Source organism: Brucella pseudogrignonensis (assembly GCF_032190615.1).
Taxonomy (GTDB): domain Bacteria; phylum Pseudomonadota; class Alphaproteobacteria; order Rhizobiales; family Rhizobiaceae; genus Brucella; species Brucella pseudogrignonensis_B.
Genome location: NZ_JAVLAT010000001.1, coordinates 1,083,494 through 1,098,273, shown reverse-complemented (window position 1 = coordinate 1,098,273; position 14,780 = coordinate 1,083,494). Strand labels below are relative to the sequence as shown.

The window sequence follows — 14,780 nt, the reverse complement described above, 5'->3', positions numbered from 1 at the left end:
TGTCAGAATATATTCATTTAAATCGATATTGCCGCCCATCCACGATTGACGCGCACGTCAACCGTCTTTAGGTTTCGTGCCGGTTCCTGATGCTGCGGGGAAGTGGCGGTTTTAACGGCGTTTCTGTCAGCAGCGTTGTCATGTCGGATTCTGACATGCGGGCAAAGATTCATGGCGGCATAGTCAGGCCGCAAAAAGTCATTGAAGAGGTAATCGCGGATGAAAGTCCTTGTCGCAGTAAAGCGGGTTGTAGATTACAACGTAAAGATCCGTGTTAAGGGTGATGGTTCAGGCGTTGAGCTTGCAAACGTTAAGATGTCGATGAACCCTTTTGACGAGATCGCGGTTGAAGAAGCGATCCGTTTGAAGGAAGCTGGCAAGGTCACAGAAATCGTCGTGGTTTCGGTCGGTCCTGCACAGGCGCAGGAAACACTGCGCACCGCGCTCGCCATGGGTGCCGACCGCGCAATCCTCGTGAAGACTGACGAAACCGTGGAGCCGCTCGGCGTTGCCAAGGTTCTGAAGGGCGTGGTCGAAGCTGAACAGCCAGACCTCGTGTTCCTCGGCAAGCAGGCAATTGATGACGATGCCAACCAGACTGGCCAGATGCTTTCGGCATTGCTCAATTGGAGCCAGGCAACTTTCGCATCGAAAGTTGAACTGGGTGATGGTTCTGCCAAGGTGACACGCGAAGTTGACGGTGGTCTTCAGACCATTGATGTGAAGCTGCCTGCGATTGTCACCGTTGATCTGCGTTTGAACCAGCCGCGCTATGCTTCGCTGCCAAACATCATGAAGGCGAAGAAGAAGCCGCTTGATGAAAAGTCGCCTGCTGATTTCGGTGCTGACATCGCTCCGCGTCTCAAGGTTTTGAAGACCGAAGAACCGGGCGGCCGCAAGGCTGGCGTGAAGGTTGGTTCGGTTTCCGAGCTGGTTGAGAAGCTTAAGGCCGACGGCGTATTGTAAGAGATCTGAAGGGACAAACTTATGGCTATTCTTCTTATTGCCGAACATGACAATGCAAGCCTTTCCGATCAGACTGCAAAGGCGCTGACTGCTGCTGCCCAGATCGGCGGCGATGTCGATATTCTGGTTGCAGGCAAAGGCGCGAAAGCGGCTGCTGATGCCGCAGCTAAGCTTTCCGGCGTTCGCAAGGTTCTGCTTGCTGAAAGCGATGCACTGGAAAACCGTCTGGCTGAGCCACTCGCAGCAGCCATCGTTGACTTAGCGAGCAATTACGACACGATCATTGCACCAGCAACGACGTCCGCCAAGAACGTGCTGCCGCGCGTGGCAGCTCTGCTTGATGTGATGCAGCTGTCGGAAATCATGGAAGTTGTGTCCGCTGACACCTTCAAGCGTCCGATCTATGCAGGCAACGCAGTCCAGACAGTTCAGTCGACTGATGCCAAGAAGGTCATCACGGTTCGTACGGCTTCTTTCTCGGCAACGGCTGAGGGCGGTTCGGCTTCGGTTGAAAGCGTGAACGCTGCTGCTGATCCGGCGCTGTCGAGCTTTGTTGAAAACGCGTTGTCGGATTCCGATCGTCCGGAACTCACCTCTGCTAAGATCATCATTTCGGGTGGCCGTGCGCTTGGTTCGTCGGAAAAGTTTGAGGAAGTGATCCTTCCTGTTGCTGACAAACTTGGTGCAGCAGTTGGTGCCAGCCGTGCAGCGGTTGATGCGGGCTATGCGCCAAATGACTGGCAGGTTGGCCAGACGGGCAAGGTGGTTGCGCCTGAACTTTACATCGCAGTTGGTATTTCCGGCGCGATCCAGCATCTCGCGGGCATGAAAGACAGCCGCGTGATCGTGGCGATCAACAAGGACGAAGAAGCGCCGATCTTCCAGGTGGCTGATTACGGCCTCGTCGGTGATCTCTTTACCATTCTGCCAGAGCTGCAAAAAGCGCTCTAATTTTCTAAAAAGGCGACAAGTCACTCTTGTCGCCTTTTTTATTCGCTAAATCGCACAGATTGCGCGATGACCTTGCATTTTTCACCTTTAACTGGCTTGTTAGGTGAGCTTTTTAATAAGCATGAATGCGTAGCATGGAGGAGTCGATACTGTGGCAATCAAAACGGTAGGTATTGTTGGTGCGGGTCAGATGGGCAGCGGGATTGCCCATGTGTGCGCTTTGGCAGGTTACGACGTGCTGTTACACGATGCCGCTGCAGATCGGCTGGAAAAAGGTATTGCCACGATCAATGGTAATATGGCGAGGCAAGTCGCTTCGGGTAAGCTGGAAGAACAGCAACGCACCGATGCTATGAAGCTGATCCGTGCAGCCAACACCATGCAGGATCTTGCAGGCGTTGATCTGGCGATCGAAGCGGCGACGGAAGATGAAACCATCAAGCGCAAGATTTTCGCTCAGCTTTGCCCTGTGCTCAATCCTGAAGCCATTGTTGCAACCAATACGTCATCGATTTCGATCACGCGCCTTGCATCGACGACTGATCGTCCAGAGCGTTTCATCGGCATTCATTTTATGAATCCGGTTCCGATCATGAAGCTGGTGGAATTGGTGCGCGGTATCGCGACTGACGAAGAAACATTCCGCAAGTCAAAGGATTTTGTGACTGCGCTCGGCAAGACAGTCACTGTTGCCGAAGATTTTCCGGCCTTTATCGTAAACCGCATCCTGCTGCCGATGATTAATGAAGCGATCTACACGCTTTATGAAGGTGTGGGCAGTGTGGAAGCCATTGATACGGCGATGAAACTTGGCGCCAACCATCCCATGGGCCCATTGCAGCTTGCTGATTTCATCGGTCTCGATACATGTCTATCAATTATGCAGGTTCTGCATGATGGCCTGGCGGATTCAAAATATCGCCCGTGTCCGTTGCTGGTGAAATATGTTGAAGCCGGATGGCTGGGTCGTAAGACGGGTCGTGGTTTTTATGATTATCGTGGCGAACACCCGGTTCCAACGCGATAGAGCACATCCCGAAAAGCGGAACCCGTTTTCGGACCAAGATGTGCATAAAAAAATGATTAGAACACCGATCTGATTCAATCAGATCTGCGCTCTAATTAAAGCCTCAGCATTGAAAAAAGCCGGTGTATTCATACCGGCTTTTTATTTGTGGCTAATATCCCACGTCTGTGGAAAACCTGAATATCGTTACCGTTAACTTAACCTTAACCATACGAGTTCAGGGGTTGTTCATCTTTAATTGTTAAAGTTTTCATTAAGATGTTCGGAAGCGAAAAGCATTGCCTTAACCCTATTCGGGCTGGTGCTGGACATCATTTTAGAAAAGCAATTTGGTGAAGAGGTGAAGACGATGAACATTATAGTTCAGCTGCGTGACAGCGTTAATGTTATTCGTGAATTCGTCGCACCAAGCTACAGGCCCGAGCGCCATTACATGCGCGGTCCTGGTCCGGCTTGCGCGGCACGCACAGTAAACTGAAGATTGAGATTCCCGTAGCAGGGCCACTGAGGTTCGTGCGCGAAGTACAAGATTTCAGGCAATAGAAAAGCCAGAGCGGGTGACCGCTCTGGCTTTTTATCTATCAGTTTCTTATTCGAGACCTTCAAAGAGTGCCGTCGAAAGATAGCGTTCTGCAAAGGATGGAATGATGATGACGATGTTCTTGCCCTTGTTCTCAGGTCGTTTGCCGATCTCGATAGCAGCGGTGAGTGCTGCACCTGACGAGATGCCGACCGGGATGCCTTCGAGACGCGCAATCAGACGCGAGTTCGCGAAGGAATCTTCGTTCGAAACAGTAACAATCTCATCATAAACGCCGGTATCCAGCGTCTTTGGTGCAAAGCCAGCGCCGATGCCCTGAATCTTGTGTGGGCCAGGTGTGCCGCCCGAAAGAATTGGCGAATCCTTTGGTTCGACTGCAACGACTTTGAAGGATGGCTTGCGCGCCTTGATGACCTGACCAACGCCGGTGATCGTGCCGCCAGTGCCAATGCCGGAGATCAGGATATCCGCTTCGCCATTGGTGTCGTTCCAGATTTCCTCGGCAGTTGTAAGACGGTGAATTTCCGGGTTAGCCGGATTTTCAAACTGCTGCGGAATGATCGCATTCGGATTGCCTTCGGCGATTTCTTCGGCCTTGGCTATTGCGCCCTTCATGCCTTTCGCGCCTTCGGTGAGAACAAGTTCTGCACCCAACAACTTTAGCAGCTTGCGGCGTTCAACCGACATGGTTTCAGGCATGGTGAGCACGAGGCGGTAGCCCTTGGCAGCTGCTGCAAAAGCAAGCGCAATGCCAGTATTGCCGGAGGTCGGCTCAACGAATACGGTTTTACCCGGAACAGCTTTGCCCTGTGCTTCCAGTGCTTCGATCAGAGCAAGACCGATACGGTCCTTGACGCTCGCCAATGGATTGAAGAACTCAAGCTTTACCAGCAGGTTGGCTTCTACGCCGTTTTCCTTGGCGAATTTATCGATGCGGACGAGCGGCGTGTTGCCGATCGTGTCGAGGATAGAATCATAAATGCGCCCGCGTCCCGCAGCTGCGCCGCCTTTTTCGCCAAGTGGCTTGCTCATGGAAAAATCTCCTTGTGTTTGGGATGAAGTTTAAGAGGAAATTGCGCAAAAGCATAGCTGGCTCTGTGCTTCGGATTGCTAAAATTTGGAATTTTATTCTTTAACATCGATGAGAGTAGAATATCTTTTCACGCTGTTATGCGCGGACGGTGCGCACCATGATTTGTTTGAAAAAGACAATTCATCACTCTCAAACCACTCGTTCTCTCTTTCGATAAGCTCTTCGTGTCTATAACCTTTTCCTGTCTGATTGATCCACATCAATGCCCTTTTTCATAGCGGCGCGCATGATTGGATCGTGATCACAAACAGGAGGCTTGGGCTGTGTATAAGAAAATTCTGATTGCTACTGATGGTTCTGAACTTGCAGATAAAGGCGTCGAACAGGGCGTGGCGCTTGCAAAGCAGTTTGGTTCGAAAGTGTCGCTGGTTTCTGTGACTGAGCTTCTGCCATCCTATGGCATTGTGGTTGCTGCCGAATGGGCTTCCAGCCCTGCTGCTTTTCAGGAGTATCGCGAGGCAATCACCAAAGCGGCATCTGAGCTTCTCGCAAAAGCGAAAGCCAAGGCAGAAGCTGTGGGCGTTGAGGCTGAAACTTTGCACATTGAAAACCAATCTCCGGCACAAGGCATTATCGAGGCGGCACAAAAGACTGGTAGCGATTTGATCGTCATCGCATCGCATGGCCGCCGTGGCGTCAATAAATTGCTCTTGGGCAGTCAGGCGGCTGAGGTTCTTTCTTTCAGCTCGGTGCCGGTTCTGGTGATCAAGTAGTCAGGTAATTTGCACGATGGCGATAGACGGTTCTGTTCGCTCTTAGTCGCTTAAGCGTCTAATGCCGCAAGAAGATTGCGGTCTATCTCTGTTTGGCACGGCCCATGACCAGGCAGCGCTCATAAAGACTGGCAATTCTTTGCCAGTCTTTCAGTCTGCCAAACATAATTTCGATACGATTGCGCCGCTTCTATTGGCGCTCCTCATAGTTGTTAGGCTTTTTACGGGTTTGCACCTTGGGTGAGCCCATGGTTGTGCAGAAAAATGGGGGCAGGCGCGACATTTGTCCTGCACTTGGCCAGTAAAGATTACGCATCGATCAGTCTCTTCAAGCGAAGCTGGATCAGTTCATAACTGTCAAATCAATCGGGCCTGAACCTAACCACGATTACCCAAACGCATTCCCAAGACTACGGCGATATAGCCGAGAACGATACTCAACGTTAAATACAATAATGCCGACAGCATTCCGGTATTTGACCCTGCCATTAAAACATAGGCACCGTAAACAAAGCTGGAGAAAGTCGAAAGCCCACCCATGATGCCAGTCGCTACCAACGTGTTAACACCTTGGCTGAGCGTACCTTTCTGATAAAGGCTGGTCGTAAGTCCGAGCAAGAATGATGCTATGATGTTAGCGAGAAGGATTGACATTGGAATCCCGTTTGAAAGCGTTGGCACGCCCAACATCAGAAATTCACGGGAAATTGCACCGACGGCACCTCCCACGAAAACCAATATGATTGTATTCATCATCGCGCCGCCCTCAACCTATCCAACTTGCTAGCGTGGCACCGAATGCCGCCGCAGCCAGGCCCGAAATCACAGATCCAAAAAGATATACGATTGCCAAACCCTGATAACGCTCCCGCGCCAGCTTTACAGCATCCAGCTGCATCGAACTGAATGTTGTATATCCGCCGAGAAAGCCGGTCAGAGCGCCTGCCTTCAATATATTGCCAAAGCGGTCATCCCATTCGACAGAAAACAACACTGACAGAAAGCCTATAACAAAAGCGCCTGTCACATTGATCATGAATGTTCCGAGTGGAAACTTACCATTATAGCTCTCGTTAGCCAGTTTACCGACCCACCACCGAAACAATGAGCCAACGCCGCCTCCTAGACCGACCCACAACATATCTAACGGCTGCATGTTACCCCCTCGTCGTCAATCCCGTTAGTAATATCCTGATTCCGATTGCGCGCAAGTTGCGAGCCAACTTCGCCTGAATACTAAGGAGTGGGCCTGTTCAATTTTGCCTATCCCCTTTTCCAGCGCTTTTCACTCAAATACCGCCATTTACTGAGAGTCCAACTTGGGCGGTTATCAAGCTGAAATATTTTTGATGCTTTTGAGGGGGCACCTTGAATAATAATTTTTTAAGTGTTTGAAAAATAGGCGATTTATTGAATTAAATGGTGCGGGTGGTCGGAATCGAACCGACACTCCTTGCGGAACCGGATTTTGAGTCCGGCGCGTCTACCAGTTCCACCACACCCGCACTTAACTGCCGAAGCAGTTTGATATGGTCCAAAAACGGACAGCGGGGACGGATATAACGGCTAAACGAAACGAGGTCAATCGCTCTCAAGCGGCTTGACTGATTATACTTTTGCACAGACGCCAATCTGTTCAAAACCGGCGACATAGTCAGTAGCTGATGTCGCCTGAACAAACAGACTTTTCAATATCGCGTCACCTTAGCGGCGCATATTATATTCGACGATATTCCAACAGACGAGAAAAGCAATCAGGCCTAACACGATGAGATCGAGTGTCTTCAGATATGTGAGATATTCCAACATAGCGCATCTCCTTCCCAAGGGAGGCGTGTTGGTTTTTATGAGGCAGCGAAAAACGGTCTTAATTACAAATTTACTTGCTGCAATATAATTAAAAATTAGAGCAACAAGTTCAGGCCTTCATCTTTCGCATGCATTGCTTTAATTCAGACGCTCTCCCAATAGAAAATATAGCACAGCTTTCCGAATTATCAAATTTTTGTATTTGTCCCTACTTTGGAGTGTTCGATATTATTTCCGTTCCGCAAAATTACGAATACGGTTGCGTATGATACGCGTCAGATTGCGGGTGCGTTGATAAAGATGAATTTGTGAAGCTGCCTGGCGGACCTGTTTGTCAACGCCCGGATGGAGCCCAATCACAAGTGTTTCGATGGTTTCACGCTCTCCAAACAGTCGCGACATCACCGGATGATCCGGCACGGCGCAAGAATCGGTTCGGGTGATGTTGGGGTCTTCAAGATGATTCTTGACCACCTCAATCATCAGCAACGTTCCGGGTGAGTAGGCCCGTAACGTCTCGTCATAGGCTGTTTTCCATGTCCATGCTTCGCCGGACACGGTGAAAACGATCAGGATAGCGATCACACGCCCATCCAATTCAAGCGTATGAATGCGTGCACAATCGCGCTCGGCGAGATTGTTGACAGCTTCGCGCGCAAAGGCTGCACGGAACCGGTCAACGGCCATCGCGGTGCCACGACGGCCTTTCCAGCCCCTGGCTTCCAGCGTCAGGAAATGTTCAAACGCAAAGCGGATTTCATCGGGCGTGCGGGCGATACGATGTACGAGGTTGCCCTTCTCCGCGAGGCGACGCCATAGACGGCTGTAATCGCGACGGTGGTGTGATCCGATGGCGTGCTTGATATAGGTTTCGCCATCCAGCTTGCTTTCAAGAAATGGTCGCGCCTTTTGTTCTATAGAGACGATTGGCAACTGACGTCCGATCGCGACTGAGCGAATAAGTTTTGCAACAGCGCCATCGGCGCGCATTTCCGGGAGTACGACTACTTCCGGCATTTTAATGTGGTCGCGGGCGAGAATATCAAACAGATCTTCAACGACGCCCACTGGATCATCATGATCAATCAACGGGGTGCCTTGTGGACCAAATGGGGTTGCCCATGCACGAATGACCGGCGAGGACAGTGGTAAGCCAGGTCGCTCAATCGTATAGGGCATAACGAAACGCAGGCGGCTGCGAATTTCGTTTTCATCACGCATGACCATGAAGCGGACTTCTCGATCTTCAAGGCGTGGCATGGCAGGTGCCAGAAAGCGCGCATTAAAGAAGATGTTTGGCTCGATGGTACGACTGCTCAGATGGTCAAGCTCATCACGCAGTTCAAAACCAGCCGACGCGCCGTAGATGGCTAGCTTCCGTGGAATGTCGCGATTGTGGAGACTTTCTTCGAGCCTCTTGGTTGCATCCATCGCCGCTACATTTTCTGAGAATTGCGATATTATGCGTGCTGTATGTCCGCCGACGGATTCCTCAAGCAAAGGTTTGGCAGCCATTACAAAGTCTCCTCGGGGAAAGTTCTAAGGGGCTTGAGAATAAACATGGTGATTTGCATTGTTTTATACACAGCCGTTGAAAGCAAAAATGCCTCGAGCAACATTGAAAAAGCGGTAGAAAACGCGGCGCCCATTAATCCAAAGCGTGGAATGAAGATGAGGTTGAGCAGAATGTTCACGGCAAGTGTTAGCGCGTAGAGTAGCGCGCAGATATTCTGCTTGCCTGACATGTTAAGCAGGCTTTCAGCCGGGCCAACGCTTGCGCGGGCTATGACCCCTATAATCAGTACGAAGAGTAGCGGATAACCTTGCGTGAAGCCGCTTCCAAAAAGCATCAACAGCGGATAGCCCAATGCAAGAATGACAATGCCTAGCAGGAGTGTCGGCCAGAATGTCCAGCTTGTCGATGCTTCGGCAAAGCGCACAAATTCAGCGCGATTTCCACTATGTAGCAAGTCAGAATAGCGTTGAGCCACCCCCGCTTTCACTGCGAAATAGACGAAATGCGCCAGCGCCATAATTTTTGTTGCAGCAAAATAAATGGCCACGTCCTGCGGTTCCATCATATGGCCAACCATCAGTACATCAACATTGATGAGCAGGAAGAAAAAGCCTTCGACAAGAAACATCGGGAGCGCGACTTTCATCCATTGCGAGAAGAGGATTTCTTTCTCGCCAATGGGGATGTCTTTTTTCAGCGACCGATTAACACTCAGGAGTTGGCCGAAAGCGGTTATCCACGTTGCTGCTATGGAAGCAGCCAATCCAGTGATCGCTGATGCTTTTAGCCCAATGACATGGGCGGCAATCATGAAAACAAGCACAAGCAAAGGCCGGATGATGTAGCTCGGTGTCAAGGCTATCATGATCCATGAGCGTGATCGGGCAATACCGTCAAGCATATTGCCTAGAGTGATCATCGGCAGGCAAATGAGGCCCAGAATGAATGGGACAAGATAATAGCTCTCGAGGCTGTCTCTGAGCAAATAGAGTAGCAGATAGCCGAGTAAAGCTATTGCAGTTGCTGATGCAAAAGCAAAAATGCGTCCTGTAAAGATTATGCCGCGCAATGGATTGAAAAGATTGCGTTGAATATATTCAGGCACATAGCGAATGATGGTGGTGTGTAGTCCAAAGCAGGCAAGGTCACCGACAATGACCATTGTCAGCCAGACAAGTACAAAGATACCGTACTGAAACTCTCCCATCCAGCGGGCGAGGATGACCTGTGAAATCAATGCGATAGCTGAGCTCGCAATCCGTACCGTGAACGCGACGGCTGAAGAACGCTGTGCGCTCGACTGGGCATCCGTTCCGCTGAGCATAGTATCAAGCCGCTCCGTCAAAGGACGAAGTGCGGCTGCGATACTGCCGGGTAGATACCGGCTCGCTGCACTGGATACTAAGAGACGCACGCTAAGCTAACCCTGTTTTCGTATGGTTTAAAGAAGGCACGATGTTATTCGGGGGTATTTTTCAACCCACGATAGCCGGACATTAGATTGCAGTTCTTTAAAAAGGTAAAAGGAATCGGCCTCAGCTATTACAGCACCGGCAAATTGAGAGAGATGGTAATTACTTTCTGAATATATAAGCTTCAGCGCATGTACTAAGGCTAGTGTGGTGGATTTAAAGTTCCTATCATTCGCGCTGCATTCACCTCGAGGAACTTTAAATCCGTAAACAACACTAGATTCAATAATTTGCTGGTATGGCTTTGGACCCGAAATTCGCTCAGGTGGTCGCTTTGCAGTGAAGCGAATTTCGGGTCCGCCATACTCGTTATGCCGCGTTTTAAAAAGAAAACCCGGCGATTGCGCGCCGGGTTTTCAGGTAAGCTAGATTGTTGTCAGCGCTTATTCGAATGCGCCGTGGCAATGCTTGTATTTCTTGCCAGACCCGCAAGGGCAGGATTCGTTGCGGCTCACTTTGCCCCATGTTTTAGGATCAGTGGGGTCCCGTTCAGAAGCGGGGATGATGCGCTCATCCTGCTGGTGTTGGGCCCAAGCATTTTCGTCAAAGTCATTTTCGCCAGTGGTGCCGTCGATATGAACGCCGGTCATTGGCGGAAGTTCTGGCTCAGCCGGAGCTTCACGAACGATTTCAACACGCATCAACTGTGTAATGACCACTTCGCGCAAGTTGGCGAGCAGAGCCTGAAACAGCTCAAAACCTTCGGTCTTGTATTCGTTAAGCGGATCGCGCTGCGCATAGCCACGGAAACCAACGACCGAACGCAGGTGGTCAAGATTGACCAGATGTTCGCGCCAGAGATTGTCGAGCGACTGCATGATCACTGACTTTTCGATGTAAGTCATGATCTGCGGACCGAAACGCTCTGCCTTCTCGGCTGCTGCCTTGTCGGCGGCTTCCTTGATGCGAGCTTCAAACTCTTCTTCGGCGATGCCTTCTTCCTTGGCCCATTCGTCAACTGGCAACGCAAGGTTGAGCTTGGTGAGAATGTCGTCCTTGAGGGCGGCAATTTCCCATTTTTCTGCGTAAGCATCTTTGGGAATACGAAGCGCAACCATGTCCTCGATCACTTCGTGACGCATTTCGGTCACGGTGTCGGTGAGGTCTTCGTCGTCCATGATTTCAAGACGTTGCTCGAAGATCACCTTACGCTGATCATTCATCACGTCGTCATATTTGAGAAGGTTCTTACGGATTTCGAAGTTACGCGCTTCAACCTTGGTTTGCGCCTTTTCAAGCGCCTTGTTGATCCATGGGTGAACGATAGCTTCGTCTTCCTTGAGGCCCAGCTTCTGCAGCATGCCGTCCATACGGTCGGAGCCGAAGATGCGCATCAGATCATCTTGAAGCGATAGGAAGAACTTTGAACGGCCCGGATCGCCTTGACGACCCGAACGACCGCGTAGCTGGTTGTCGATACGGCGGCTTTCGTGACGCTCGGTCGCGAGAACGTAAAGGCCACCCGCTGCGAGTGCTTTTTCTTTCAGCTTAGCGATGTCGGCCTTGATCTCAGCGATCTTTGCTGTGCGCTCTGGACCTTCCGGAACATCTGCGAGCTCGTTTTGAACGCGCATTTCAAGATTGCCGCCGAGCTGAATGTCCGTACCGCGACCCGCCATGTTGGTGGCGATGGTCACCGCACCCGGAACACCGGCCTGTGCGATAATGAAAGCTTCCTGTTCGTGATAACGGGCATTGAGAACCTGAAAATTCGTGATGCCATCTTTGCGCAGGCGCTCAGCAAGCAATTCCGACTTTTCAATCGACGTCGTGCCGACCAGAACGGGCTGTCCCTTTTCATGGGAGGCGCGAATGTCCTTCACGATGGCTTTGTATTTTTCTTCGACAGTACGATAGACTTCATCGTCTTCGTCAAGGCGTTTAACTGGCAGATTGGTCGGGATTTCAAGAACATTCAGACCATAAATGTTGCCGAATTCTTCTGCTTCCGTAGACGCTGTACCGGTCATGCCGGAAAGCTTGGTGTACATGCGGAAGTAGTTCTGGAAGGTGATCGAAGCCAGCGTCTGGTTTTCAGGCTGGATTGTCACATGTTCCTTCGCTTCCAGCGCTTGATGCAGGCCTTCCGAGAAGCGGCGACCCGGCATCATACGTCCCGTGAATTCGTCGATGATGACGATTTCGTCGTTGCGGACGATGTAATCCTTGTCGCGCTGGAACAGCTTATGCGCACGAAGCGCGTTGTTCAGGTGATGGACAACTGCGACATTCTCAATGTCGTAAAGGCTTTCGCCCTTAAGGTGTCCGGCAGCGTCGAGAAGCTGCTCAACCTTTTCGGTGCCGACTTCGGTGAAGATTGCTGTCTTCTGCTTTTCATCGATTTCAAAATCTTCCGGCTCAAGCGCTGGAATGAAAGTGTCGATGAGGTTGTAGAAGTCAGAGCGATCTTCCAACGGACCGGAGATAATCAGCGGCGTACGGGCTTCGTCGATGAGGATCGAATCAACTTCATCGACGATGGCGTAGTTGTGGCCGCGCTGTACCATCTGACCGCGCTCATATTTCATATTATCGCGCAGATAATCGAAGCCGAGTTCGTTGTTGGTCGCGTAGGTGATGTCACAGGCGTAGGCTGCCTGACGTTCACCATCATCAAGGCCGTGCTTGATCACGCCCACGGTCAGACCGAGGAAGTTGTAAAGCTTGCCCATGGTTTCAGCGTCGCGGGTAGCGAGGTAATCATTGACCGTCACCACATGCACGCCCTTGCCTTCAAGTGCGTTGAGGTACACGGGCAAGGTCGCCATCAGCGTCTTGCCTTCACCGGTGCGCATTTCAGCAATGCCGCGTTCATGAAGAACCATACCGCCAATGAGCTGTACGTCGAAGGGACGCATGCCAAGCACGCGCTTTGCCGCTTCACGTGCGGTTGCAAAAGCATCCGGAAGCAATGCGTCGAGCTTCTTGCCCTGGGCGAGTTCTGCGCGGAATTCCGCAGTCTTTGCCTGAAGCTGTTCGTCGGTAAGGGATGCGTAATTCTTCTCAAGCGCAGTAATCTGTTCCGCACGAGCGCGCAGTGTTTTCACATGGCGGTCGTTGGACGAACCGAATATCTTGCGGGCGAGGCCGCCAAAGCTGACCATTCCTGGTCCTTTCCTGTGCGTTCAGCCGGAAGCGCTTCCGGCGCCATTGCCTTTTTCGATTTCACCGAAACTCTAAAAAGGCTCTAACTCTTTAATTCTTTCGCATTTTCGAGTGCAAAACCACATTGCAATTTTGCCGATCATGCTTTGTCGAATGCTTTATTCACGCGTATTAAAACAAATGCAAGAAAACTGCGCGTCGAAAGCTGCCAGATACGGCGCATTTTCAACGCAATTCCCCAGCCGCTTACTGGACGTCAAGCTGAAGGACAGATAAGAGGGGCTTCAAGCGATGTCAATGTTGCTCGAAAGGCCGGAAAGCTCGTATTTTCTAAAGGATAATCCGGGTTTCGGGCCAAATTCCGCCGCATTCATGGGGCCGGTAGGCGGTCTCGAAGGAGAGAATCTCATATGAAAGCCTTTTTCAAAGCCCCATCCCGCAAAGCTCTTGCCGTTCTCGCAACATCCGTTGCGCTTGCTGGTTTCAGCAGTTCGGCTGTTTTTGCACAGGATGCAGCGAAACCCGCTGAAGCCGCAACGTCTGCTGCCGCTTCCGAAGATCCGGCAAAGGTTCTTGCTACCGTCAACGGCAATGACATCACGGTTGGTGAAGTCGATCAGGCCGCTGGCGATCTTGATCCACAGTTTGCTCGCCTTCCAGCTGAACAGCGCCGTCTGGCCGCTCTTGCAGCCCTCATCGACATCAAGGCGATGGCTGGTGAAGCAACCAAGGAAAAGCTTGATCAGAGCGACGATTTCAAGAAGCGCATGGAGTTCCTGCGTGAACGCGCGCTCCACAACGAATATTTCAAAGATGCCGTTGTCGACAAGATTTCGGACGCGGATGTTCGTAGTCGTTACGACAAGGAAATCGCGGCTATTCCTCCACAGACAGAAGTGCGTGCGCGTCACATTCTCGTGAAGACCAAGGAAGAGGCCGAAGCGATCATCAAGAAGCTTGAAGGTGGCGCGAAGTTTGAAGATCTCGCCAAGGAAAGCTCGACCGATGGCACTGCTGCCAATGGTGGCGATCTCGGTTACTTCTCCGAAGGTCAGATGGTTCCGGAATTTGAAAAGGCCGCTTTCGCATTGAAGCCGGGCGAATACACGAAGGAGCCTGTGCAGTCGCAGTTTGGCTTCCACGTCATTCAGCTGGAAGACCGCCGCACCAAGCAGCCGCCAGCATTCGATCAGGTGGCTGAGCAGATCCGTTCGATCATCATGCGTGAGCGTTATGTCGATATGGTGAAGAAGCTGCGCGATGGCATGAAGATCGAGTATAAGGATCCAGCCGTCGATAAAGCGATGAAGGAAGCCGCAGCGGCGCAGGAACAGGGTGATGCACCCGACGCCGCCCCGCAGCAGTAAGCTTTGAATGCATGAAAACGCCCTGCATTGCGGGGCGTTTTTTTATGCCGATATCGGGCGGTATCAGACAGATGAAACTATGAAACCGCCCGATCGTTTTATTTAGCCGCATTATCCCGCGCAAAACCGCTTCGCACTTTTGCTGGAAATGCTTTACTTATAACTTGATTTTGTACGGCAAACCTTTCCAATGCGGCAGAATCAAATCGCATTTCTTTAG

12 protein-coding genes and 1 tRNA gene are annotated in these 14,780 nt (G+C 51.2%); 6 read left to right on the top strand and 7 right to left on the bottom strand.

From position 1 onward, the window contains the following. Positions 1-219: 219 nt before the first annotated feature. From RI570_RS05350 to RI570_RS05335, 4 genes are all read left to right on the top strand, one after another. Positions 220-966, top strand: coding sequence for an electron transfer flavoprotein subunit beta/FixA family protein (locus RI570_RS05350; protein WP_313827359.1), 747 nt, complete (start codon positions 220-222; stop codon positions 964-966). Positions 967-987: 21 nt separating this feature from the next. After that, positions 988-1,917 (top strand): electron transfer flavoprotein subunit alpha/FixB family protein, encoded by a 930-nt coding sequence (locus RI570_RS05345; protein WP_313827358.1) that lies wholly within the window; start codon positions 988-990, stop codon positions 1,915-1,917. 151 nt (positions 1,918-2,068) lie between these two features. Beyond that, entirely contained in the window at positions 2,069-2,944 is an 876-nt protein-coding gene (locus RI570_RS05340; protein WP_313827357.1) for a 3-hydroxybutyryl-CoA dehydrogenase, read from the top strand. A 349-nt stretch (positions 2,945-3,293) separates the two neighbouring features. After that, positions 3,294-3,422 (top strand): hypothetical protein, encoded by a 129-nt coding sequence (locus RI570_RS05335; RefSeq protein WP_260525696.1) that lies wholly within the window; start codon positions 3,294-3,296, stop codon positions 3,420-3,422. A 111-nt stretch (positions 3,423-3,533) separates the two neighbouring features. On the opposite strand, the gene cysK is transcribed toward RI570_RS05335, so the two are convergent. Further along, positions 3,534-4,517: a cysteine synthase A gene (gene cysK / locus RI570_RS05330; RefSeq protein ID WP_313827356.1), complete on the bottom strand. Its 984-nt coding sequence runs from the start codon at positions 4,515-4,517 to the stop codon at positions 3,534-3,536. Between the two features lie 324 nt (positions 4,518-4,841). Here cysK and RI570_RS05325 point away from each other — a divergent pair, with 324 nt between their 5' ends. Beyond that, positions 4,842-5,291, top strand: a complete 450-nt coding sequence (locus RI570_RS05325; protein WP_313827355.1) for a universal stress protein — start codon at positions 4,842-4,844, stop codon at positions 5,289-5,291. Positions 5,292-5,669: 378 nt separating this feature from the next. On the opposite strand, the gene RI570_RS05320 is transcribed toward RI570_RS05325, so the two are convergent. The 6 genes from RI570_RS05320 to secA all read right to left on the bottom strand — a co-directional run bounded on the left by RI570_RS05320 (position 5,670) and on the right by secA (position 13,192). Beyond that, positions 5,670-6,047 (bottom strand): CrcB family protein, encoded by a 378-nt coding sequence (locus RI570_RS05320; RefSeq protein WP_313827354.1) that lies wholly within the window; start codon positions 6,045-6,047, stop codon positions 5,670-5,672. Between the two features lie 10 nt (positions 6,048-6,057). Then, entirely contained in the window at positions 6,058-6,447 is a 390-nt protein-coding gene (gene crcB, locus RI570_RS05315; RefSeq protein WP_313827353.1) for a fluoride efflux transporter CrcB, read from the bottom strand. Positions 6,448-6,711: 264 nt separating this feature from the next. After that, positions 6,712-6,796 (bottom strand) — tRNA-Leu (locus RI570_RS05310). A 532-nt stretch (positions 6,797-7,328) separates the two neighbouring features. Then, on the bottom strand, positions 7,329-8,615 hold the full coding sequence (bspF, locus tag RI570_RS05305) for a type IV secretion system effector crotonyl transferase BspF (RefSeq protein WP_313827352.1): 1,287 nt from the start codon (positions 8,613-8,615) through the stop codon (positions 7,329-7,331). After that, positions 8,615-10,030: a lipopolysaccharide biosynthesis protein gene (locus RI570_RS05300; protein WP_313827351.1), complete on the bottom strand. Its 1,416-nt coding sequence runs from the start codon at positions 10,028-10,030 to the stop codon at positions 8,615-8,617. The genes bspF and RI570_RS05300 overlap by 1 nt, the downstream gene beginning before the upstream one ends. Positions 10,031-10,471: 441 nt before the next feature. Then, positions 10,472-13,192, bottom strand: coding sequence for a preprotein translocase subunit SecA (gene secA / locus RI570_RS05295; protein WP_313827349.1), 2,721 nt, complete (start codon positions 13,190-13,192; stop codon positions 10,472-10,474). 411 nt (positions 13,193-13,603) lie between these two features. On the opposite strand from secA, the gene RI570_RS05290 reads away from it, so the two are divergent. Next, complete coding sequence (locus tag RI570_RS05290; protein WP_313827348.1) at positions 13,604-14,560, top strand: peptidylprolyl isomerase; 957 nt, start codon at positions 13,604-13,606, stop codon at positions 14,558-14,560. The last annotated feature ends 220 nt before the right edge of the window (positions 14,561-14,780 follow it).

Coding starts and splice junctions, on each gene's coding strand:
- RI570_RS05350 (WP_313827359.1), top strand. CDS start 220: ATGAAAGTCCTTGTCGCAGTAAAGCGGGTTGTAGATTACAACGTAAAG.
- RI570_RS05345 (WP_313827358.1), top strand. CDS start 988: ATGGCTATTCTTCTTATTGCCGAACATGACAATGCAAGCCTTTCCGAT.
- RI570_RS05335 (WP_260525696.1), top strand. CDS start 3,294: ATGAACATTATAGTTCAGCTGCGTGACAGCGTTAATGTTATTCGTGAA.
- cysK (WP_313827356.1), bottom strand. CDS start 4,517: ATGAGCAAGCCACTTGGCGAAAAAGGCGGCGCAGCTGCGGGACGCGGG.
- RI570_RS05320 (WP_313827354.1), bottom strand. CDS start 6,047: ATGATGAATACAATCATATTGGTTTTCGTGGGAGGTGCCGTCGGTGCA.
- crcB (WP_313827353.1), bottom strand. CDS start 6,447: ATGCAGCCGTTAGATATGTTGTGGGTCGGTCTAGGAGGCGGCGTTGGC.
- bspF (WP_313827352.1), bottom strand. CDS start 8,615: ATGGCTGCCAAACCTTTGCTTGAGGAATCCGTCGGCGGACATACAGCA.
- secA (WP_313827349.1), bottom strand. CDS start 13,192: ATGGTCAGCTTTGGCGGCCTCGCCCGCAAGATATTCGGTTCGTCCAAC.
- RI570_RS05290 (WP_313827348.1), top strand. CDS start 13,604: ATGAAAGCCTTTTTCAAAGCCCCATCCCGCAAAGCTCTTGCCGTTCTC.